The organism is Citrobacter sp. NCU1 (genome assembly GCF_010231475.1).
Taxonomy (GTDB): domain Bacteria; phylum Pseudomonadota; class Gammaproteobacteria; order Enterobacterales; family Enterobacteriaceae; genus Citrobacter_D.
Map to the genome: position 1 here is coordinate 18,443 of NZ_NRDO01000046.1, position 22,690 is coordinate 41,132.

Sequence of the window (22,690 nt, forward strand, 5' to 3'; positions counted from 1 at the left end):
TTTTTGCGGCGCGGCGAATGCGGCGTCGAATGAGGAAGAGATTGAAATGAGTATGGTTGAGACTGCCCCAGGTAAGATTCAGGTTCGTGATTTGAACTTCTACTATGGCAAATTCCATGCCCTGAAGAACATCAACCTGGATATCGCGAAGAACCAGGTCACGGCATTTATCGGTCCATCTGGCTGTGGTAAATCCACGCTGCTGCGCACCTTTAACAAAATGTATTCGCTGTACCCCGATCAACGTGCGGAAGGCGAAATTCTGCTGGATGGCGACAATATCCTCACCAACACCCAGGATATCGCGCTGTTGCGCGCTAAAGTGGGGATGGTGTTTCAGAAGCCGACGCCGTTCCCGATGTCCATTTACGACAACATTGCGTTTGGCGTACGCCTGTTTGAGAAGCTCTCCCGTGCCGATATGGATGAGCGCGTTCAGTGGGCTTTGACCAAGGCCGCATTATGGAACGAAACCAAAGATAAATTGCACCAGAGTGGGTACTCTCTCTCCGGTGGTCAGCAACAGCGTCTGTGCATTGCGCGCGGTATCGCTATTCGTCCGGAAGTGTTGCTGCTGGATGAGCCATGTTCAGCGCTGGACCCTATTTCCACAGGGCGTATTGAAGAGCTGATCACTGAGCTGAAGCAGGATTACACCGTGGTTATCGTGACGCACAACATGCAACAGGCGGCGCGTTGTTCCGACCACACAGCGTTTATGTATCTGGGCGAGTTGATTGAGTTCAGCAACACGGACGATCTGTTCACCAAGCCCGCTAAAAAGCAAACAGAAGACTACATCACCGGTCGCTACGGCTGATTCAGGAGTGCTACATGGATAACCTCAATCTCAATAAACACATTTCCGGCCAGTTCAATGCTGAGCTGGAGAGCATTCGCACTCAGGTGATGACCATGGGCGGAATGGTGGAACAGCAACTGTCTGACGCCATTACCGCCATGCACAACCAGGACGGTGAGCTGGCAAAGCGCGTGATTGAAGGCGACAAACAGGTCAACATGATGGAAGTCGCCATCGATGAAGCCTGCGTGCGCATTATCGCCAAACGTCAGCCGACGGCCAGCGACTTGCGTCTGGTGATGGCTATCATCAAAACCATCGCGGAGCTGGAACGCATTGGCGACGTAGCAGATAAAATCTGTCGTACCGCGCTGGAGAAGTTCTCTTCTCAGCATCAGCCGCTGTTGGTGAGCCTGGAATCGTTAGGTCGCCACACCGTACAGATGCTGCATGACGTTCTGGATGCGTTTGCGCGTATGGATCTCGACGAAGCGGTACGTATCTACCGTGAAGACAAAAAAGTCGACCAGGAGTATGAAGGCATTGTGCGTCAGTTAATGACGTACATGATGGAAGATCCGCGCACCATTCCGAGCGTGCTGACGGCACTGTTCTGCGCACGATCGATAGAACGTATCGGCGACCGCTGCCAGAACATTTGTGAGTACATCTTCTACTTCGTGAAAGGACAGGATTTCCGTCATGTCGGAGGGGATGAGCTGGATAAACTGCTGGCGGGTAAAGACCCAAAAGAGTGATGTTTGTGCTTTCTCCAGGCCCGGTAAGCTTGCGCCACCGGGCATTAACCATTCCGACGTCACTAACGCGTAATATCCCAGCCGCGCGCCTTCCACAATTCTGGCAACTGCGCCAGATCGGTAAAGGTGGTTACTTTTGGATGAACGATCGGTTTGTTGTGCGGATCGGCGCAAAAGTAAAACACCTCCATCCCCGCATCAATTCCTGACTGCGCGCCAGCTGAAGAATCATCCACCAGAATGCAGTTCTCCACATTGACGTTCATCGCTTTCGCGGCGTGGAACATCAGCGCCGGATCGGGCTTCCAGCGTTGAATATCGTAGCCGCTGAACAGTTTTTCCGGGAAATGGTGCAACATGCCCAGTTTTCCCAGTGAATGTTGCATTTTGCTGACTGGCCCGTTAGAGACTACGCACATGGGCACCGCCATGCTCTCCAGCAATGCGTTTGCACCCGCGATCACCTCAAGTTCTGTGTCGAACAGGCGTGCGACCTCGGCGCGGTAGACGGGTTCCAGCTCGGTTTTCGCCAACTCAACATGATGTTCTTCGTTGATGATGTCGATAATCTCGTAGAGTTTTACGCCCTTAAAGCGTTTAAACACCTCTTCAAGATCGAGCTTTATGCCAAATTCCTGGAACATGGCGACATACGCGCGGGAACAGATCACTTCGCTGTCGACCAGCGTACCGTCGCAGTCAAAAAATACCGCTTCAATCTGGGACATGCCTTTCCTTTTTTACAAGTTTAACGTTTACGTAATGCAGAATTGAGAGACGCAATCGTTGCCGTATAAGCAAAATCAATGAAAAAAAGTATCTCGCAACCGCCCCTATTGTCGCATTTTGGTATAGGATAGCGACGAATTTTCCCTCCTTGTTCGGAAATTGATAATGAGTCAACAACACACAACCCAGACTTCTGGTCAGGGGATGCTGGAACGCGTGTTTAAACTGCGCGAACATGGCACGACGGCACGCACCGAAGTGATCGCCGGTTTCACGACCTTCCTGACGATGGTCTATATCGTTTTTGTTAACCCGCAAATTCTTGGCGTTGCTGGCATGGATACCAGCGCTGTCTTCGTTACTACCTGTTTAATTGCTGCGTTTGGTAGCATTCTGATGGGCCTGTTCGCCAACCTGCCGGTCGCGCTGGCACCGGCAATGGGTCTCAACGCCTTCTTCGCATTTGTGGTGGTTCAGGCAATGGGCCTGCCGTGGCAAGTGGGGATGGGCGCCATTTTCTGGGGCGCCGTTGGCCTGCTGCTGCTGACCATTTTCCGTGTGCGTTACTGGATGATCGCCAATATTCCGGTCAGTCTGCGCGTAGGTATCACCAGCGGCATCGGCTTGTTCATCGGCATGATGGGGCTGAAAAACGCCGGTGTCATTGTTGCGAATAAAGACACGCTGGTGGCGATTGGAAATTTGACATCACACAGCGTGCTGCTGGGCGTACTGGGTTTCTTTATCATCGCTATTCTGGCATCACGCAACATCCACGCCGCGGTGCTGGTGTCTATCGTGGTAACAACCTTGCTGGGCTGGATGTTGGGTGATGTGCACTACAACGGTATTGTCTCTGCTCCGCCAAGCGTCACTTCTGTGATTGGTCATGTGGATCTGGCTGGTTCGTTGAATCTGGGTCTGGCCGGTGTCATTTTCTCTTTCATGCTGGTTAACCTGTTTGACTCCTCCGGCACGCTGATTGGCGTAACTGACAAAGCGGGCCTGGCCGATGAGAAAGGGAAATTCCCGCGCATGAAGCAGGCGCTGTTTGTCGACAGCGTATCATCGGTGACGGGGGCGTTTATCGGCACCTCATCTGTGACGGCGTATATTGAATCTTCTTCCGGTGTTTCTGTTGGCGGGCGTACTGGTCTGACGGCGGTTGTCGTGGGTCTGCTGTTCCTGCTGGTTATCTTCCTGTCGCCGCTGGCGGGAATGGTGCCGGGTTATGCGGCCGCGGGTGCGCTGATTTATGTGGGTGTATTGATGACCTCCAGCCTGGCACGCGTGAAGTGGGACGATTTGACGGAGTCTGTTCCCGCCTTTATCACTGCCGTGATGATGCCGTTTAGCTTCTCGATCACTGAAGGTATCGCGCTGGGCTTTATCTCATACTGCGTGATGAAAATCGGTACCGGTCGTTTGCGCGATCTCAGCCCTTGCGTGATCGTTGTGGCGCTGCTGTTCATACTGAAAATTGTGTTTATCGACGCACACTAAGGTGCGACTTGTGGTGTCAGGTGGCGCTAACGCTTACCTGACCTACAGAAGAACGTAGGCCTGATAAGCGAAGCGCCATCAGGCATAACCACATTAATCATTTCAAATCAAAGCCCGGTAGAGTGCCGGGCTTTTTGTTTTAGGCTTTCACGCGCTGGATGTAATCGCCAAACGCGGTCAGTTGACCGGTCAGATGATCCAGCGTGCTTTGGTCAATCACTTCGCCGTTTTGCGGGTCCACTTTGTTCTGAATCACACCGCCCATAAATTCAGGTTTATTCATTACCATGGCATCGAGGAAGACCAAAATCTGACGCAGATGATATTGACAGCGCGCGCCGCCGATAGCCCCCATTGAACTGGTCTGAATGAGTACCGGCTTTCCGGACAGCGGTTGGTCGGGCAGGCGGGAAAGCCAGTCGATGGCGTTTTTCAGGCCACCCGGCACGGAGTAGTTATATTCCGGCGTCACAATGACCACGCCATCCGCTTTACGAATTTGATCCGCCAACGCTTCCACGCTCTGTGGAAACCCCTCCTCTTGCTGTAGATCAGCATCATACAGTGGGATGTTGCCAATGGACGGCAATGCGTTGACTTCCATGCCTGTCGGGGCAATTTTGGGTAGGGTACGGGCAACCATCCCATTAAATGAGCCTTTGCGCAGGCTCCCCAGTAACGTAACAACCTTCAACGTTTCGGACATGATTACTCCTTTTTCATCATGATGGCCGGGATGTGGCCGGGTCAGTTATGTGTACACGATTTAACGGTGGATAATTGGGCGAATCGCATCAGGCGACCGGTAGGGGCATTGGCGCGAGTCTGGATATCGGGCAGGCTTTTCCACTCCAGTTGACTATCAAACTCCCAAACCTTCAGCTTTTCAATGACGGGTGAAACGGCAACCGACCAGACCAGCACATCCTCCGCATCGCAGATGGCTTCTACCTGCGCAACATGGGCACACTTCAGACGACCTGCAACGGGTATCAACTGGAGTTCTCGCGGGTCATCGTTGAGGACATCGCCTGTGAGTTTCAGTACGCTCTGGCGCAAGGTGATGAGCTGTGCACGCGCTTCATTAGGATCGTTTTGATTGTTGATCCACAAAGTTTCATTGCTGGAGAAAAACGGGCTTTCTGCTGAAAGTGGGTTGTGAAAGCCGCGGGTTGCGCGTTGTAACTCCATGTCCAGACCGCACTCGCCTTCGGTTGTCAGCGCAACGCCGACCATATTTCCGGCGTACGCGATGGAGAAACCGGGTAGGTTGCGATCGCGAAAAGAGGGTTTGCCTTTCGCCTCGATGGTGATGTCCGGTAGTTCGCTGATGCCGTAAAGCATAAACATCAGTTCAGCGAGTAAGGCCCGGGAGGCAAGGAACCGCGTGCGGCGATGAGTGGGAAGATTTGTGGCTTCAATATGGTATTGAGAGGGGAGTCGGACTGAAACCAGATGCCCCTCCGTAAGAATCCCTCTGGCAAAATGTGTCGCCATTTTTCGCTCCGTGATTAATGGTCTGTGATTATTACGAGAGTAACATTTACATGAATTATGGACAGACCTAACCGCCCAAAAGTTCGCCTGAATCAGGGTACCTTACGTGACATTTACATTTCCCTTACCTAAGTGGTGAATTTAGCGTCAGGACAGGGGACTGTAGAGGGCTTTAAGCGTTTTTCTTAACCAGACAATTTTCGGGTTATGGCTGTTGCGTTTATGCCAGAGTAGGGTGAACGGCACCATGAATTTTTCCCGCTGTGCGGCGTCAAAAGGCAAGGGGCGCGCAACTAACGGGAGCTGGTGGCGCTGGTTATATTGCTGGCAATAAAGCGGTGCTGTTGCCAGAAGTGAGTGGCCGGGTTGCGCCGCCATAAACAGTGATTGCTCAAATCCTGGCAGACTTAAGACGATGTTGCGTTTACGCCCCATCTCCTGCAGCACGTCATCGAGCGCCCAGGTATCACTTTGCTCCCAGCAGATGCTGATATGCGGATAGCGCAGGAAGGTCTCAAGATTCCACTCCTCCCGCAGCGCCGGATGATCTTCCCGTAACCATACCCACGGTGAATCAGTGAACAGCACTTCAAAATCGATCGATAAAGGCAGCAGACTCAGCAACTCTCGCGAGCGAGGATGACTTTCACGACCAGCAAAACCAATATCGACCTCGCCGCGCGTAATGGCGTCCAGTGAGTCGTAATCCCAGTTGCGTACTTTAATGGAGGCCTGCGGATAGCGCTGATAGATCTGCTGCGACAACGTATTGAACATGATCATCATCAACGTGGACTCAGCGACCAGATCAAACTTCAGCCCTCGTGGCGTCTCGTTATGTGGCTTATCCAGCAGCTGATTGCCCATCTGCATCCAGTCCGCCAGATTCTGCTCCATACTCAGCATCAGCGGCGTTGGCATCAGTCCGAGCGGCGTATTCACGAACAGCGGGTCGTCGAACCATGCCCGCAACTTCGACAGCGATTTGCTCACTGCCGAAGGGGTGACGCTCATCCGTTTCGCCGCTTTGGTTACGCTGCGCTCCTGCATCAGAAGCTGCAGGCATAACAACAAATTAAGATCGAGACTGGTGATGGATTTCTTCATGGTCGGGTGCAGACCTGTTGGATGCGACGAACATAATCAGCAAGAGGCTGACTATGCTACAACCAATCAGAATCCCGATCAGCATATTCAGCGCATTGATGCCGACAATCGCTGCCAGCCAAATCCACAGCGACGAACCACAGACCTGCGCAATCCCCAGTGCGGAACTGGCGACGCCTGCCCGCAAAGAAAAAGGTCCCAGCGCCTGGCTCATTGCTACGCCAAAGCCAACCGAGAAACCCGCGCAGATAAGTGTCAGGCCAAACAGTGTTACCGTGTTGCTGGTGGCGAGGCTGAGCACTACGCCTGCGGCCAGAAACAGTCCCTGCGAAGTCATCATTAATGTACGTGGCTTAAACACGCCTAACGCAAATGGCGTAGAGAACGAAACGACCATGCTGACACCTGCGGTCAGTGCCATGATGGTGGCATATTCACCGCGATCAAAACCCATCACTTCCATCAGCAGAACCGGTGAAGTATTCACAAAGGTGAGGATCACGGAGACGCTAAGCGTGGTGATCGCCAGACGGCTGAGGAAAAAACGATTGATCAGTGATTCCGCGCTCTGTGGCGAACATGAAGAGGATGAGCGGGTAGTCGGGCGCGTTTCCCGCAGGAGTAACAGCGACAGCAGACATACCGCGATGCCCATCGCAATCATGGTGTAAAACAGGCTTTGCCACGGGAATCGAAGCATGATCAGATGTCCCAGAACCGGTGCCAGTACCGGGACAATACAGGTGATCCCGTTAAGCAGCGACAGCACTTTCGCCCGGCGGCGATCGTCGAGCGTATCGCGCAAGATGGCAAAAGCCACCACGTAGCAACTACCTGCGCCAATGCCCTGAATAAAACGTCCGGTTAAAAACAGCGAACCGTCCTGCGCGAGCGAACAGAGCGTAGAGGCAAAAATGAATATCACCGCACCGACAATCGCGACAGGTTTACGACCAGAGCGGTCAGCCACTTTTCCGGCGAATAACATGGCGGTTGCCATCCCGGCCAGATAGACGGAAAACGCAATATGCAACTGCGCTTCACTGGCATTCAGATCGGCGGCAATTCGCGGTAAACCCACCAAATACATATCAATACCGGTGGGATAGAGTAGAACAAGGGCAAAACTGCAAATTAGAAAGCGGGTCATAGCGTCCTCACGATAAGCGTGGCGCTAAGCATACGGGGTGGTGTTCTGTGAGACGAGTTGCCATTTGGACAACGGTGATTTCCCACAAGGAAAGTGAAAGAGAAAAACATAGGCCAACAGAGCATTCGATCTCTCTGTTAGCGCATGTTTCATGACAAACTAAACGTACTCAACCAAATTTGGGCAAGATATTAAATACATTTCCAAACCAGCAAAAAATAACCACGACACCAAAAATAATGACGACAGAAGGGATCGCGAGACCGCCCCAGACTGTCAGCATTTGGTTTGGAAATTTCTTTCTGGACTTCATGGCCAGAACGGCAGGAATGATGACCGCCCATATCGTGGCACAAAGCCCTGCGCCGCCTATCCCGTAAATGAATCCGTTAGGAAAAACTAAGTACAGAACCGCAGGTGGAATAAAGGTTAACAGTACCGTTTTAAAACGACCTGAGTGTGAATTGTCAATTTTAAAAAGATCTGCAAGGTAATCAAAAAGCCCTAAGGTGACACCAAAGAAGGAGCTGGCAACCGCTAAGTTTGAGAAAACAAGAAGACAAAATTCAATGATGCCATGCTGTTTTGTGCCAAGAAAGGATTTTACCAGCGAGTCAACATTCCCTCCTGAAGAAATAATCTCTTTAAAGCTCTCGCGTGGGATATTACCCATAGTACAATACAGCCAGAACAGATAAACAAAGAGTGCGAGCAGAGAACCAAAGACAATGCTTTTTATTAATTTATCTTTTCTTTTTCCATAGCAAATGATGAGGCTGGGTATGTTGCCATGAAAACCAAAAGAAGCCAGACAGACAGGCATTGCCATTAATACATAGGGGTAGTACGACACTTCATTGTTCGTAGTAACACTGATGTCGCGTAATATAGAGTAATCAACCTGGAAGAATAAAGAACCAAAAACAACCACAAATGCAATTATTTTTAAACCTAAGAATAATGATGTGATCCTACTGGCAGCTAACGAACTAAACCATAAAACACAAGCAACAAAAACTGCGGTGCTAATCCCAATAATACGTGGGTTGACATGATGCCCTGAATTCATCGCAATGGTTTCACTTATTATTGCACCATTTGCTGATATGTAAGCATACGTAAGAATATATAGAACAAATGCTACCGTGATACCGCTTACGATGTTCCATTTATTTCCAATCAAATCTTTTGTAATTGTGTTGAAACTGGATCCTACAGGGTAGTTTAAGTTAGCTTCTAACAATAATAATCCGGAGTGTAACATTGAAAACCAGGCGATTATTAATATAAAAGCACCCCAGAAAAACCAGGAGCCAGCGAGATCTACAGGTAAAGCAAACATCCCTCCACCAATTACTGTACCTGCAATGACCATTATTCCCCAAAAGGAAGAATGTTTCGCGTTTGAGTTGTCGTCCATTATGCATCCTTAAACCAGGAGGCCAATTAATGAAATGGCTATGTTTCCATAGCCATTCTAATTTTGTTATTAGACTTCTTTGAGTTTTGCCGTGAAGTGGCGTAATACTTTAGGTTCGTATGTGAATGTTAATCCTTTTATGTTTACAGCATTTTCTTTAACATGCTTAAATGCTTCAATAATAAAATCCATATGGGATTGGGTGTAGGTTGCACGAGGGATGGTTAACCGAAGTAACTCGGCAGGACAAGGCAGTTGTTTGCCTGTTTTCGGATCCCTACCTAATAAAAATGAACCAATTTCAACCGCTCTAATCCCTGCGACTTTATACAACTCACAGGCGAGTGCTTGCGCCGGGAACTGCTCTGCCGGGATGTGGGGTAATAATTTACCCGCATCAACAAACGCCGCGTGGCCACCTGCTTGCTGGCATACGACGCCGATTTCTTCCAGGCCGTCAACTAAGTATTGAACCTGCGCAATACGGTACGCCAGCCAGTCATTGTTCATACCGTCATAGAGGCCAACCGCCAGTCGCTCCATGGCCCCGCCTTCCAGGCCGCCGTAGGTGGGGAAACCTTCCTGAACGACACAAATTGTACGGCACTCGGTATAAACATCAAAATAGGTGTCATCTTTGATACACAGTAATCCTCCCATCGGAACCATGGCATCTTTTTTCGCTGACATAGCTAACATATCTGCGTATTTGTAAGTTTCGCGGGTGATCTCTTCAACACTCCAGTCTTTATATTCAGCTTCGCGCTGTTTGATAAAATACGCATTCTCAGCAAAGCGTGCGGAGTCCATAACGACGGGAATATCGTACTTTTTAGCAATGCTGTACATGGCTTTTAAATTAGCCAATGAGACAGGTTGTCCACCTGCTGAGTTACTGGTAATGGTTGCGACAATGTATGGCACATTATTGGGGCCGACCTCTTCAATACCTCTTTCCAGCCCTTGCAGATCAAAGTTGCCTTTGAAGTCATAACGAACGCCGGTATCAAATGCTTCTTTGATATAGACGTTACGAACCGTACAGCCATTTATCTGGCTATGGCCCTGGGTAGTATCAAAAAAATAGTTTGAGAACGCGACCATCCTGGTTTTATCTAAACCTTTTTCTTGTTCGCGTTTTTTTATTAATACAGGAATATAAATTTGTTCTGCACCACGTCCCTGGTGGGTTGGGATTGTATGTTGATAACCAAAAATATTTTTTACAGCATCAGCTAGCGCATAATAGCTACGGCTACCGCTATAGGCTTCATCGCCACGCAACATTGCTGCTTGCATATTCTGAGTCACAGCCCCAGTACCACTGTCTGTCAGTAAATCAATAAAAACATCTTCACTATCCAGAAGAAATGGGTTCATTCCGGAGGCTATAATCGCTTTTTCACGGTGTTCTCTGGTCGTACGTTTTACGGGTTCAATAACTCTGATACGGAACGGTTCTGGTAAATGTTTGAAATTTTCCATGATATAACCCTTCAATTAATTTAGGTACAACGTTCCCTGTGACTGTTTATTGAAAACAGCCATTATTGTTTAACTGGTATACCTGTTCTGCTTCAGGTTACATGCCTACAGGCGACGTTCATTTACCCATATTCCGGATAGATACAAGAATACCGGGTTGCTGTTGCAGCCAGTCATGAAGCTTGAATTATTTAAGGCATACCAAAAAATCAGATCATTCGGAATCTAATTTTTGATTATATGGAGAGAGAGGTGAGATGCGTTAAGGACGGTCCTCGACAATCTTATTGTCGATGTTAAACCATTTTGAGGTGATGTATGAATTTAAGATAATCATGATATGCTTATCCTCATTTAGATACGACAATACATTATTGCAATGGGATTATTTGTCCACCGTTACTTTAAGCAGTTGTGATTGTAATCACAGTAAAATAGAATGTAGAGCATAATCGTTATATATGAGATATTTATCACGAAATAGTATAGATGAATCATTAAAGGCGGTACCGCATTAACAAATGTTAATGCGGTGAGGGGGGATATATTATTTGATATTATTTACCGATACAGAAGCTGGAGAAGATCCGACCCAGAAGATCATCAGAAGTAAACTCTCCCGTGATCTCACTCAACGCCTGCTGCGCCAGGCGCAATTCCTCTGCCAGCAGTTCGCCTGCCCATGCACCTAACAGTTGTGCTTTACCCTGCTGGAGATGCTCAGCGGCTTCTGCCAGCGCCTGCAAATGGCGACGACGCGCCAGGAAGCCGCCTTCCATGTTGGTATCAAAGCCCATGCTTTGCTTGAGATGGTTACGCAGCACGTCTACACCTTCACCTGTACGTGCGGAGAGGCGAACCAGTGAGTGACTGTTCACCTCGCTGATACCCAGCGTCTCGCCAGTAATATCCGCTTTGTTGCGCACCACGGTTATTGGCAACTTAGCAGGTAGACGAGCGATAAAGTCTGGCCAGATCTCTGCCGGGTCAGTCGCTTCAGTCGTTGTGCCATCAACCATAAATAGCACGCGGTCGGCCTGTTCAATCTCCTGCCACGCACGCTCAATGCCGATACGTTCGACCTCATCGTTAGCATCGCGCAGGCCGGCGGTATCGATGATATGCAGCGGCATACCGTCAATGTGAATATGTTCGCGTAGCACGTCGCGCGTTGTTCCGGCAATGTCTGTCACAATCGCGGCTTCACGCCCTGCCAGCGCATTCAGCAGGCTCGATTTACCCGCGTTAGGGCGGCCAGCAATGACCACTTTCATCCCTTCACGCAGCAGGCTCCCCTGGCGAGCTTCAGCACGCACGGCGTCGAGATCGGCGATGACGCCGTTTAGCTGCGCTTCAATTTTGCCGTCTGAAAGGAAATCGATCTCCTCGTCAGGAAAGTCAATGGCCGCTTCCACGTAGATGCGCAGGTGAGTGAGTGCTTCCACAAGATGATTTACGCGCGCGGAGAATGCCCCTTGCAGAGAGTTCAACGCTGAACGCGCGGCTTGTTCTGAGCTGGCGTCAATCAGGTCGGCAATCGCCTCGGCCTGAGCCAGATCGAGCTTATCGTTGAGGAACGCCCGTTCGGAGAATTCACCGGGCTTTGCAATGCGCAGACCAGGGATCGCCAGAATGCGTTTTAACAGCAGGTCGAGAATTACCGGGCCGCCGTGCCCTTGCAGTTCCAGCACGTCTTCACCCGTGAACGAGTTCGGACCGGGAAACCACAGCGCGATCCCCTGATCCAGCGCGGTACCATCGGTATCCTTAAACGGCAGATAGTCGGCATAACGCGGTTTTGGCAGCTTGCCCAGTACAACTTCGGCAACCTCACGCGCCTTGAGGCCTGAGATTCGCAGGATACCGACGCCACCGCGTCCCGGTGGGGTAGCCTGGGCGACGATAGTGTCGTTATGGCTCATGATATGTCTCGTTGAATACAAATAAAAAAGGCGGTCATTTGACCGCCTTCCGTAGAGCTATGACTTACTGTCAGGAGCTTTTCTTCTCGCGGCTATGCAGGCCACGTTTCTCCAGACCACGGTAAATCAGTTGCTGCTGGATAATGGTCACCAGGTTGCTGACGATATAGTACAGCACCAGACCTGACGGGAACCACAGGAAGAACACGGTGAAGATGACCGGCATGAAGGTCATGATCTTCTGCTGCATCGGGTCGGTCACCGTGGTCGGAGACATCTTCTGGATGAAGAACATCGTCACGCCCATCAGGATCGGCAGAATGTAGTACGGGTCCTGTGCAGACAAGTCGTGGATCCACAGAGCGAACGGCGCATGACGCAGTTCAATGGAGCCCATCAGCATGTAGTACAGCGCAAGGAAGATTGGCATCTGGATTATCAGCGGGAAGCAGCCGCCCAGTGGGTTAACCTTCTCAGCTTTGTACAGTGCCATCATTTCCTGGCTCTGACGCTGTTTGTCATCGCCCAAACGCTCACGCATAGCTGCAATCTTCGGCTGCAGCATACGCATCTTCGCCATGGAGGTGTACTGCGCTTTGGTCAGCGGGTACATGATGCCACGAACGATAAAGGTAATAACGATGATGGAGAAGCCCCAGTTACCCAGGAAGCTATGGATCCATTTCAGCAGTTTAAACAGCGGCTGAGAGATGAACCACAACCAGCCGTAATCCACGGTCAGATCCAGGTGCGGTGCAACGGCCGCCATTTTATCCTGAATTTCCGGGCCGACCCACAGGGTGCTGGTCATCGCGCCAGTCTGGCCAGGCTGTACCAGTACCGGCTGAGATTTGTAGCCGATGGCAGCAATGCCGTTACCCAGATTAGCGGTATAGAAGTTGTTGGTGCCGTCATTACGCGGAACCCATGCCGTTGCGAAATACTGTTGCAGCATTGACACCCAGCCGCCGTGTGCGCTGACGTTCAGGTTTTCGTTTTCGGCAATGGTCTCGAATTTGTATTTCTCATACTTCTCATCAGGCGTGGAGTACGCTGCGCCACGGAAAGTATGCAGCGCAAAGTTGCTGCTACCGGTGTCGCGATGAGACGGCAGATTGATGGATTGCTTCAGCTGACCAAAGGTGGAGATCTCCAGCGGTTTCTCGCTGGCGTTCTGCACGCTGTAGTTCACATTGACAGCATACTCACCGCGCTTCAGAACAAACGTTTTAGTAAACGTGTTGCCAGCAGCGTCAGTATAGGTCATCGGGATCTGCAGTTCGTTCTGACCATCCGCCAGTACAAAGGCGTCTTTTTCGACGTTGTACAGTGGACGTGGGCCGTTAGCCGGGTTATCCGGACCGTCACGACCTGTCAGGCCGCTTTGTGCCTGATAAATGAACTGCGGAGTTGTTTCCAGTAACTGGAACGGCCCTTTAGAACCGAGCTCTTTCGGGTAAGCCGGCAGTTGGGCCTGCTCAACATCACCACCACGGGTGTTGATGGTCAGATCAAGCACGTCGGTTTTAACCGTAATCAGTTTCCCCTGGCCACTGGCCGGTACGCCCTGGTCTGCGGCGCTACCCGCTGCGGTGGTCGTTGTCTGCGTGGTCTGTTGAGCTTGAGGTTGCGGATTTTTATCCTGCTCCCAGGCTTGCCAGATCATGAAAGACACGAACAGCAAAGCGATGACTAAAAGATTGCGTTGCGAATCCATCGTTAGTGTTCTCTGGTATCAAATGGTCCGGGCGGGACGGGATCGTCACCACCAGGGTGTAAAGGGTGGCATTTTAATACGCGTTTCACCGTCAACCAACTGCCTTTTATCACTCCAAACCTGCGCAATGCCTCAATTCCGTAGCTTGAACAGGTTGGCGTGAAACGACAATGCGGCCCAAGCAGCGGACTGATCAGGCGTTGATAGACCCGAATAAGGCCTATCAGGAGCCGCGAGCCAGGCGACAGTGGCGGCGCCATAATTTTTCCAACGCTTCCGAGAGAGCACGGTTATCGAGGTCAGCAACCCCTTTTTTCGCCACGACCACGAAATCCATTGCAGGAAGCTCGTGCTGACGCAGACGGAAGCTTTCACGCGTCAGACGTTTAATCCGATTGCGTTCATGGGCGCGTCGAACGTTTTTCTTGGCGACGGTAAGACCGATGCGGGGATGCCCCAGCGAATTCAGGCGGCCGAGAATGGTGATTTGCGGCGTGCCAGCCCGTTGTGGCTGCTGGAAGACGAATGTGAAATGATTGGGAGTTAACAAACGTAACTCCCTGGGAAATGCGAGCTTAACCACTCAGGGGTTAGCTTTATTACTTGGAAACGGTCAGACGAGAGCGGCCTTTAGCACGACGACGTGCCAGAACCTGACGACCATTTTTAGTAGCCATACGAGCACGGAAGCCGTGAGAACGGTTGCGCTTCAGTACAGACGGTTGAAAAGTGCGTTTCATGGCGATTTCTACCTAAACTTGAATAAATTCAATGGCTTTTACAGATATCCGAACAAACATCGAACGACGGACGTCGAAGCCATGGGTGATTAAAGAGGCCGGATTGTAATAATTGTACACTCCGGAGTCAATTCTCTTTCCTTAAATCCCTTCGTTTTTCGCACGTTTTCGCGTGGAAAATGAGCAGCGTTAACGCCGTAATGACGGGCATTACGCGCCGGGGGGAAGATTATAAAGGCTGCCGGGCAAAGCGCAAGGATCGAGCGGGATCTTTATTAGATCGTTTAAGCAGTAAAGTGGCTTTACTCATTAATTTTTCCAATATGCGTGCGAAATCCTGCAGCACTTCCCCAGGATCGTTTACACTTACCCGGTTCTGGATCATCCTGTGGATAAATCGGGAAGAATCTGTGAGAAACAGAAGATCTCTCGCGCAGTTTAGGCTATGATCCGCGGTCCTGATCGTTTCAACGGATCCTGGTCAGGCATTAACACGACATTCTTCAGGTGTGCCATGGTGTCACCTTTAGGATCCCGTGTATAACCGCATACAGCGGTTCGTACGTCACCCTCCATGCAGGGTCTTTTCGACGTGCGCCAACAATCATGAATGTTTCAGCCTTTGTCATTATCGACTTTTGTTCGAGTGGAGTCCGCCGTGTCACTTTCGCTTTGGCAGCAGTGTCTTGCCCGATTGCAGGATGAGTTACCAGCCACAGAGTTCAGTATGTGGATACGCCCGTTGCAGGCGGAACTGAGCGATAACACGCTGGCTTTGTATGCGCCAAACCGTTTTGTGCTCGACTGGGTAAGGGATAAATACCTCAATAACATCAATGGATTGTTGAATAATTTTTGCGGCGCAGATGCCCCGCAACTGCGTTTTGAAGTGGGAACTAAACCCGTCACTCAGACGCTAAAAACGCCTGTTAATCATGTTGTTGCGCCAGCGCATGTTGCGCAAGTGCAACCACAACGCGCAGCGCCTGCGGCGCGCCCGGGTTGGGACAACGTACCGGCCCCGGCGGAGCCAACCTATCGCTCCAACGTCAACGTTAAACATACTTTTGATAACTTCGTCGAAGGTAAATCCAACCAGCTGGCGCGCGCGGCGGCACGCCAGGTTGCGGACAACCCAGGCGGTGCCTATAACCCGTTATTCCTTTATGGCGGTACCGGTTTAGGTAAAACGCACCTGTTGCATGCAGTGGGTAACGGCATTATGGCGCGCAAACCTAATGCCAAAGTGGTGTATATGCACTCCGAGCGTTTTGTACAGGACATGGTAAAAGCCCTGCAAAACAATGCGATCGAAGAGTTTAAACGCTACTACCGCTCCGTTGACGCGTTGCTGATTGACGATATTCAATTCTTCGCCAATAAAGAACGATCCCAGGAAGAGTTTTTCCACACCTTTAACGCCTTGCTGGAAGGTAATCAGCAGATCATTTTGACGTCGGATCGTTATCCAAAAGAGATCAATGGCGTTGAAGATCGTCTGAAATCCCGCTTCGGTTGGGGGTTGACGGTCGCGATCGAACCGCCGGAACTGGAAACTCGCGTCGCGATCCTGATGAAAAAAGCGGACGAAAACGACATTCGTTTGCCAGGTGAAGTAGCGTTCTTTATCGCCAAGCGTCTACGCTCTAACGTACGTGAACTGGAAGGCGCGCTGAACCGGGTTATCGCCAACGCGAATTTTACCGGTCGCGCTATCACCATCGATTTTGTGCGGGAAGCGCTGCGCGATCTGCTGGCGTTGCAGGAAAAACTGGTCACCATCGACAATATTCAGAAGACGGTGGCGGAGTATTACAAAATCAAAATCGCGGATCTGCTTTCTAAGCGTCGATCTCGCTCGGTAGCGCGTCCGCGTCAGATGGCTATGGCGCTGGCAAAAGAGCTTACTAACCACAGTCTGCCGGAAATTGGCGACGCGTTTGGTGGGCGTGACCACACTACCGTTCTTCATGCCTGCCGCAAGATTGAGCAGTTGCGTGAAGAAAGCCATGATATTAAAGAAGATTTCTCCAATTTAATCAGAACATTATCTTCGTGACGCTATGAAATTTACCGTTGAACGTGAACATTTATTAAAACCGCTTCAGCAGGTCAGCGGCCCGCTGGGTGGTCGTCCTACGCTGCCAATTCTCGGTAACCTGTTGCTGCAGGTTGCAGACGGTACGCTTTCTCTGACCGGCACCGACCTTGAAATGGAAATGGTGGCGCGCGTTGCGTTAATTCAGCCTCATGAAGCAGGCGCAACCACTGTCCCGGCGCGGAAATTCTTTGATATCTGCCGTGGTTTGCCGGAAGGCGCTGAAATTGCCGTCCAGCTGGAAGGCGATCGGATGCTGGTGCGCTCTGGCCGCAGCCGTTTCTCGCTTTCCACGTTGCCTGCTGCTGACTTCCCGAATCTGGATGACTGGCAGAGCGAAGTTGAATTCACTTTGCCACAGGCGACGATGAAACGTCTGATTGAAGCCACTCAGTTTTCAATGGCGCATCAGGACGTTCGCTATTACTTAAACGGTATGCTGTTCGAAACCGAAGGCGAAGAGCTGCGCACCGTGGCGACCGATGGTCACCGTCTGGCGGTCTGCTCCATGCCGGTCGGACAACCGCTGCCGAACCATTCGGTGATCGTGCCGCGTAAAGGCGTGATTGAGCTGATGCGTATGCTTGATGGCGGCGATAACCCGCTTCGTGTGCAAATCGGCAGCAACAACATTCGCGCGCACGTCGGCGATTTTATCTTTACGTCTAAGCTGGTTGATGGCCGTTTCCCTGATTATCGCCGCGTATTGCCGAAGAATCCCGACAAACATCTGGAAGCCGGTTGCGATATTCTCAAACAGGCCTTTGCCCGTGCGGCGATCCTCTCGAATGAGAAATTCCGTGGCGTGCGTCTGTATGTGAGCGAAAACCAGCTCAAAATCACCGCCAATAACCCGGAACAGGAAGAAGCGGAAGAGATTCTGGATGTTACTTATCCGGGAACTGAAATGGAGATCGGCTTTAACGTCAGCTATGTGCTGGATGTGCTTAATGCGCTGAAGTGCGAAAACGTACGCATCATGCTGACCGACTCTGTTTCCAGTGTACAAATTGAAGATGCAGCCAGCCAGAGCGCGGCTTACGTCGTTATGCCAATGCGTTTATAGAAAAGTATCGGGCTATCTTACTTGTTATTCCGGCTCCGGGCAGTGCTCGCAACCCTCACGTACTCCAGTACGCTCAGGTTGCTGCGCGCTGGCCGTAACCAGACTAACTGCGACGATAACGCCCTGGTTATGAGCTGATCATGTCACTGACGCGCTTACTCATCAAAGATTTCCGCAACATCGAAAGCGCGGATCTCGCTTTATCTCCCGGCTTTAACTTTCTGGTAGGCGCGAACGGCAGTGGCAAAACCAGTGTCCTGGAAGCCATCTATACGCTCGGTCATGGTCGGGCGTTTCGCAGTTTGCAGATTGGTCGCGTGATTCGCCACGAGCAGGAATCGTTTGTTCTTCATGGTCGTTTGCAGGGTGAAGAGCGTGAGACCTCCATCGGCCTGACCAAAGACAAACAGGGCGACAGCAAAGTCCGCATTGACGGCACCGACGGCCACAAGGTCGCTGAACTGGCGCACCTGATGCCGATGCAGTTGATTACGCCCGAGGGCTTTACTTTACTCAACGGCGGTCCCAAATACAGAAGAGCGTTCCTCGACTGGGGTTGCTTTCATAATGAGACCGGATTCTTTACCGCCTGGAGCAATCTCAAGCGTTTGCTTAAACAACGCAATGCCGCGTTGCGTCAGGTGAGTCGATATGAACAATTACGCCCGTGGGATAAAGAGCTGATCCCGCTGGCGGAACAAATCAGTACCTGGCGCGCGCAGTATAGCGCCGGTATCGCTGCCGATATGGCGGATACCTGCCAGCAATTTTTACCCGAGTTTTCTCTCTCTTTCTCTTTTCAGCGAGGCTGGGAAAAAGAGACGGATTATGCCGAGGTGCTGGAGCGGGGCTTCGAACGCGACCGCATGTTGACCTATACCGCGCACGGGCCGCATAAAGCGGACTTCCGTATTCGCGCCGACGGTGCGCCGGTTGAAGATACCTTATCGCGTGGGCAGCTAAAGTTGCTGATGTGTGCCTTACGTCTGGCGCAAGGGGAGTTTCTGACCCGTGAAAGCGGGCGGCGCTGCCTCTACCTGATAGATGATTTTGCCTCTGAACTTGATGATGCGCGTCGTGGGCTGCTGGCCAGCCGCTTAAAAGCGACGCAATCTCAGGTTTTTGTTAGCGCGATCAGCGCTGACCACGTTCTTGACATGTCGGACAAAAATTCGAAGATGTTCACCGTGGAAAAGGGTAAAATAACGGATTAACCCAAGATAAAATGAGCGAGAAACGTTGATGTCGAATTCTTATGACTCCTCCAGTATCAAAGTCCTGAAAGGGCTGGATGCGGTGCGTAAGCGCCCGGGTATGTATATCGGCGACACGGATGACGGCACCGGTTTGCACCACATGGTATTCGAGGTGGTAGATAACGCTATCGACGAAGCGCTCGCGGGTCACTGTAAAGATATCGTGGTGACGATTCACGCTGACAACTCCGTGTCCGTTACTGATGATGGCCGTGGTATCCCGACCGGCATTCACCCGGAAGAGGGCGTTTCGGCAGCGGAAGTTATCATGACCGTTCTGCACGCAGGCGGTAAATTCGATGATAACTCGTATAAAGTGTCCGGCGGTCTGCACGGCGTGGGTGTTTCTGTCGTTAACGCCCTGTCTCAGAAACTGGAACTGGTGATTCGCCGTGAAGGTAAAATTCATCAGCAAACTTACGTGCACGGTGTACCGCAAGCACCGCTGGCGGTGACCGGTGAGACTGAAGTAACCGGAACCCAGGTGCGCTTCTGGCCAAGCCATGAAACCTTTACCAACGTTGTTGAATTTGAATACGACATTCTGGCGAAGCGTCTGCGTGAGCTCTCCTTCCTGAACTCCGGCGTTTCTATTCGTCTGCGTGATAAGCGTGACGGTAAAGAAGACCATTTCTACTATGAAGGCGGCATCAAGGCGTTTGTTGAGTATCTCAACAAAAACAAAACGCCGATCCACCCGAATATCTTCTATTTCTCCACCGAAAAAGACGGTATCGGCGTTGAAGTCGCGCTGCAGTGGAACGATGGCTTCCAGGAAAACATCTACTGCTTCACCAACAACATTCCGCAGCGTGATGGCGGTACTCACCTTGCAGGCTTCCGTGCGGCGATGACCCGTACCCTGAACGCCTACATGGACAAAGAAGGTTACAGCAAGAAAGCGAAAGTCAGCGCCACCGGCGACGATGCCCGTGAAGGTCTGATTGCTGTCGTTTCTGTGAAAGTACCGGATCCGAAATTCTCCTCACAGACCAAAGACAAGCTGGTCTCTTCTGAGGTGAAATCGGCGGTTGAACAGCAGATGAACGAACTGTTGGCCGAATATCTGCTGGAAAACCCTTCCGACGCCAAAATTGTGGTTGGCAAGATTATCGATGCAGCCCGTGCGCGTGAAGCGGCACGTCGCGCCCGTGAAATGACCCGTCGTAAAGGCGCGCTGGACTTAGCTGGCCTGCCGGGCAAACTGGCGGACTGCCAGGAGCGCGATCCAGCCCATTCTGAACTGTACCTGGTGGAAGGGGACTCGGCGGGCGGCTCTGCGAAGCAGGGGCGTAACCGTAAGAACCAGGCGATTCTGCCGCTGAAGGGTAAAATCCTTAACGTTGAGAAAGCGCGTTTCGACAAGATGCTCTCTTCTCAGGAAGTGGCGACGCTGATCACCGCGCTTGGTTGCGGTATTGGTCGCGACGAGTACAACCCGGATAAACTGCGCTATCACAGCATCATCATCATGACGGATGCGGACGTCGATGGTTCGCACATCCGTACGCTGCTGCTGACGTTCTTCTACCGTCAGATGCCGGAAATCGTTGAACGCGGCCACGTCTACATTGCACAGCCACCGCTGTACAAAGTGAAGAAAGGCAAGCAGGAACAGTACATTAAAGACGATGAAGCAATGGATCAGTACCAGATCTCTATCGCTCTGGATGGTGCGACGTTGCACACTAACGCTCACGCTCCGGCGCTGGCCGGTGAAGCACTGGAAAAACTGGTCTCTGAGTACAACGCCACGCAGAAAATGATTGGTCGTATGGAGCGCCGCTACCCACGCTCACTGCTGAAAGAACTGGTTTACCAACCGACGCTGGCCGAAGCCGATCTGGCTGATGAAGCGAAAGTCACGGCCTGGGTTGCTCAGTTGGTTAACGTGCTGAATGAAAATGAAATGCACGGCAGTACCTGGAATAGCCTTGTGCGTAAAGACGCTGAGCTGAACCTGTTCGAACCGATCATTCGCGTGCGCACCCACGGCGTTGATACCGACTATCCGCTGGATCACGAGTTTGTGACCGGTGGTGAATACCGTCGTATTTGTACGCTTGGCGAAAAACTGCGTGGTCTGATTGAAGACGACGCGTTTATCGAACGTGGCGAGCGCCGTCAGCCTGTTGCCAGCTTCGAGCAGGCGCTGGACTGGCTGGTGAAAGAGTCCCGTCGTGGTCTGTCTATTCAGCGTTATAAAGGTCTGGGCGAAATGAACCCGGAACAGCTGTGGGAAACCACGATGGATCCAGAAAGCCGTCGTATGCTGCGTGTTACAGTAAAAGATGCGATTGCCGCTGACCAGTTGTTCACTACGCTGATGGGCGACGCCGTTGAACCGCGTCGTGCGTTTATCGAAGAAAACGCCCTGAAAGCGGCGAACATCGATATCTAACGTGTACCCAGGTCTACTCCTGTAGGCCTGATAAGCGAAGCGCCATCAGGCATTTCGTCAACGTTTGCCGGATGGCGGCTTAGGCCTTATCTGGCCTACAACCGATCTGCAAAAGGGGAATCCCGATTCCCCTTTCCATCCCCCTTTTCGTTGCTGTTTTTTGAGCTAAATCGCGTTAGCATGAGGACAGACTCATTTAATCCGGGGAACTCATGGCTATCAAACTTATTGCTATCGATATGGATGGCACACTTCTGCTGCCCGATCACACCATTTCACCTGCGGTTAAAACGGCAATTGCCGCTGCACGCGCACGCGGTGTTAACGTGGTGCTGACCACTGGGCGCCCGTTTGCGGGTGTCCACAGCTATCTGAAAGAGCTTCACATGGAACAACCCGGTGATTACTGTATTACCTATAACGGTGCGCTGGTGCAGAAAGCGAGTGATGGCAGTACCGTTGCGCAAACCGCGTTAAGCTATGACGACTATCGCTATCTTGAGCAACTCTCCCGTGATGTCGGTTCCCACTTCCATGCGCTGGATCGCAACACGCTGTATACGGCAAACCGCGACATTAGCTATTACACGGTTCATGAATCTTTTATCGCGACCATCCCACTGGTGTTCTGTGAAGCGGAGAAAATGGATCCGGCAACGCAGTTCCTGAAAGTGATGATGATTGATGAACCCGCCATCCTCGATAAAGCCATCGCCCGCATTCCGGCAGAGGTAAAAGAGAAATACACGGTGCTGAAAAGTGCGCCGTACTTCCTCGAAATTCTGGATAAACGCGTGAATAAAGGCACCGGCGTGAAATCGCTGGCCGATGCTCTTGGAATTAAACGCGATGAAATCATGGCCATTGGCGATCAGGAAAACGACATTGCGATGATCGAGTTCGCTGGCATGGGCGTGGCGATGGACAACGCGATTTCGTCAGTAAAAGAGGTTGCCAACTTCGTCACCAAATCCAACCTGGACGATGGCGTGGCGTACGCCATTGAGAAGTTTGTGCTGAATTAATCCACCTTCCGACA

22 protein-coding genes are annotated in these 22,690 nt (G+C 51.3%); 8 read left to right on the forward strand and 14 right to left on the reverse strand.

All coding sequences use genetic code 11. From position 1 onward, the window contains the following. Positions 1-46 precede the first annotated feature (46 nt). Both pstB and phoU read left to right on the forward strand, forming a co-directional pair. Positions 47-820 (forward strand): phosphate ABC transporter ATP-binding protein PstB, encoded by a 774-nt coding sequence (gene pstB, locus CJP72_RS15755; protein WP_162382307.1) that lies wholly within the window; start codon positions 47-49, stop codon positions 818-820. Positions 821-834: 14 nt separating this feature from the next. Then, positions 835-1,560, forward strand: a complete 726-nt coding sequence (phoU, locus tag CJP72_RS15760; RefSeq protein ID WP_162382308.1) for a phosphate signaling complex protein PhoU — start codon at positions 835-837, stop codon at positions 1,558-1,560. Between the two features lie 62 nt (positions 1,561-1,622). Here phoU and yieH read toward each other — a convergent pair whose 3' ends face one another. Further along, entirely contained in the window at positions 1,623-2,288 is a 666-nt protein-coding gene (gene yieH, locus CJP72_RS15765) for a 6-phosphogluconate phosphatase (protein WP_162382309.1), read from the reverse strand. A 166-nt stretch (positions 2,289-2,454) separates the two neighbouring features. Between yieH and adeP the strand changes: the two genes are divergently transcribed. After that, complete coding sequence (gene adeP, locus CJP72_RS15770; protein WP_162382310.1) at positions 2,455-3,792, forward strand: adenine permease AdeP; 1,338 nt, start codon at positions 2,455-2,457, stop codon at positions 3,790-3,792. Between the two features lie 139 nt (positions 3,793-3,931). On the opposite strand, the gene CJP72_RS15775 is transcribed toward adeP, so the two are convergent. The 13 genes from CJP72_RS15775 to CJP72_RS26345 form a co-directional block, all read right to left on the reverse strand. Next, positions 3,932-4,498, reverse strand: coding sequence for an NADPH-dependent FMN reductase (locus CJP72_RS15775; protein WP_162382311.1), 567 nt, complete (start codon positions 4,496-4,498; stop codon positions 3,932-3,934). A 41-nt stretch (positions 4,499-4,539) separates the two neighbouring features. Further along, the gene (locus CJP72_RS15780; protein ID WP_162382312.1) at positions 4,540-5,289 is read right to left on the reverse strand and encodes a 4'-phosphopantetheinyl transferase family protein; all 750 of its coding nucleotides are present in this window, start codon (positions 5,287-5,289) and stop codon (positions 4,540-4,542) included. A gap of 147 nt (positions 5,290-5,436) precedes the next feature. Further along, positions 5,437-6,396: an HTH-type transcriptional regulator YidZ gene (gene yidZ / locus CJP72_RS15785; RefSeq protein WP_162382313.1), complete on the reverse strand. Its 960-nt coding sequence runs from the start codon at positions 6,394-6,396 to the stop codon at positions 5,437-5,439. Further along, positions 6,365-7,546, reverse strand: a complete 1,182-nt coding sequence (locus CJP72_RS15790) for an MFS transporter (protein ID WP_162382314.1) — start codon at positions 7,544-7,546, stop codon at positions 6,365-6,367. Before CJP72_RS15790 ends, yidZ begins: the two co-directional genes overlap by 32 nt. 169 nt (positions 7,547-7,715) lie before the next feature. Then, positions 7,716-8,966 carry a low affinity tryptophan permease TnaB gene (gene tnaB, locus CJP72_RS15795; protein WP_162382315.1) on the reverse strand — a complete coding sequence of 417 codons (1,251 nt, stop codon included), beginning with the start codon at positions 8,964-8,966 and terminating at the stop codon, positions 7,716-7,718. A gap of 69 nt (positions 8,967-9,035) precedes the next feature. Continuing rightward, positions 9,036-10,451, reverse strand: a complete 1,416-nt coding sequence (tnaA, locus tag CJP72_RS15800) for a tryptophanase (RefSeq protein WP_162382316.1) — start codon at positions 10,449-10,451, stop codon at positions 9,036-9,038. Between the two features lie 262 nt (positions 10,452-10,713). After that, entirely contained in the window at positions 10,714-10,788 is a 75-nt protein-coding gene (gene tnaC, locus CJP72_RS26340; RefSeq protein WP_162382439.1) for a tryptophanase leader peptide, read from the reverse strand. Between the two features lie 220 nt (positions 10,789-11,008). Next, entirely contained in the window at positions 11,009-12,373 is a 1,365-nt protein-coding gene (mnmE, locus tag CJP72_RS15810; RefSeq protein ID WP_162382317.1) for a tRNA uridine-5-carboxymethylaminomethyl(34) synthesis GTPase MnmE, read from the reverse strand. 70 nt (positions 12,374-12,443) lie between these two features. Continuing rightward, complete coding sequence (yidC, locus tag CJP72_RS15815; protein ID WP_162382318.1) at positions 12,444-14,090, reverse strand: membrane protein insertase YidC; 1,647 nt, start codon at positions 14,088-14,090, stop codon at positions 12,444-12,446. Positions 14,091-14,092: 2 nt separating this feature from the next. Next, positions 14,093-14,350 (reverse strand): membrane protein insertion efficiency factor YidD, encoded by a 258-nt coding sequence (gene yidD / locus CJP72_RS15820; RefSeq protein ID WP_162382319.1) that lies wholly within the window; start codon positions 14,348-14,350, stop codon positions 14,093-14,095. Next, complete coding sequence (gene rnpA / locus CJP72_RS15825) at positions 14,314-14,673, reverse strand: ribonuclease P protein component (RefSeq protein ID WP_042287256.1); 360 nt, start codon at positions 14,671-14,673, stop codon at positions 14,314-14,316. Before rnpA ends, yidD begins: the two co-directional genes overlap by 37 nt. A 16-nt stretch (positions 14,674-14,689) precedes the next feature. Continuing rightward, the gene (rpmH, locus tag CJP72_RS15830) at positions 14,690-14,830 is read right to left on the reverse strand and encodes a 50S ribosomal protein L34 (protein ID WP_003849659.1); all 141 of its coding nucleotides are present in this window, start codon (positions 14,828-14,830) and stop codon (positions 14,690-14,692) included. Between the two features lie 229 nt (positions 14,831-15,059). Next, entirely contained in the window at positions 15,060-15,215 is a 156-nt protein-coding gene (locus CJP72_RS26345; RefSeq protein WP_446714974.1) for a hypothetical protein, read from the reverse strand. 273 nt (positions 15,216-15,488) lie between these two features. Here CJP72_RS26345 and dnaA point away from each other — a divergent pair, with 273 nt between their 5' ends. The 5 genes from dnaA (at position 15,489) to yidA (ending at position 22,676) form a co-directional block, all read left to right on the forward strand. Next, positions 15,489-16,889, forward strand: a complete 1,401-nt coding sequence (gene dnaA / locus CJP72_RS15835; RefSeq protein WP_162382320.1) for a chromosomal replication initiator protein DnaA — start codon at positions 15,489-15,491, stop codon at positions 16,887-16,889. 4 nt (positions 16,890-16,893) lie between these two features. Further along, positions 16,894-17,994, forward strand: a complete 1,101-nt coding sequence (gene dnaN / locus CJP72_RS15840; RefSeq protein WP_162382321.1) for a DNA polymerase III subunit beta — start codon at positions 16,894-16,896, stop codon at positions 17,992-17,994. A gap of 140 nt (positions 17,995-18,134) precedes the next feature. Continuing rightward, complete coding sequence (recF, locus tag CJP72_RS15845; RefSeq protein WP_162382322.1) at positions 18,135-19,208, forward strand: DNA replication/repair protein RecF; 1,074 nt, start codon at positions 18,135-18,137, stop codon at positions 19,206-19,208. 28 nt (positions 19,209-19,236) lie between these two features. Beyond that, positions 19,237-21,651 carry a DNA topoisomerase (ATP-hydrolyzing) subunit B gene (gene gyrB / locus CJP72_RS15850; RefSeq protein WP_162382323.1) on the forward strand — a complete coding sequence of 805 codons (2,415 nt, stop codon included), beginning with the start codon at positions 19,237-19,239 and terminating at the stop codon, positions 21,649-21,651. Between the two features lie 212 nt (positions 21,652-21,863). Next, positions 21,864-22,676, forward strand: a complete 813-nt coding sequence (gene yidA, locus CJP72_RS15855) for a sugar-phosphatase (RefSeq protein ID WP_162382324.1) — start codon at positions 21,864-21,866, stop codon at positions 22,674-22,676. The last annotated feature ends 14 nt before the right edge of the window (positions 22,677-22,690 follow it).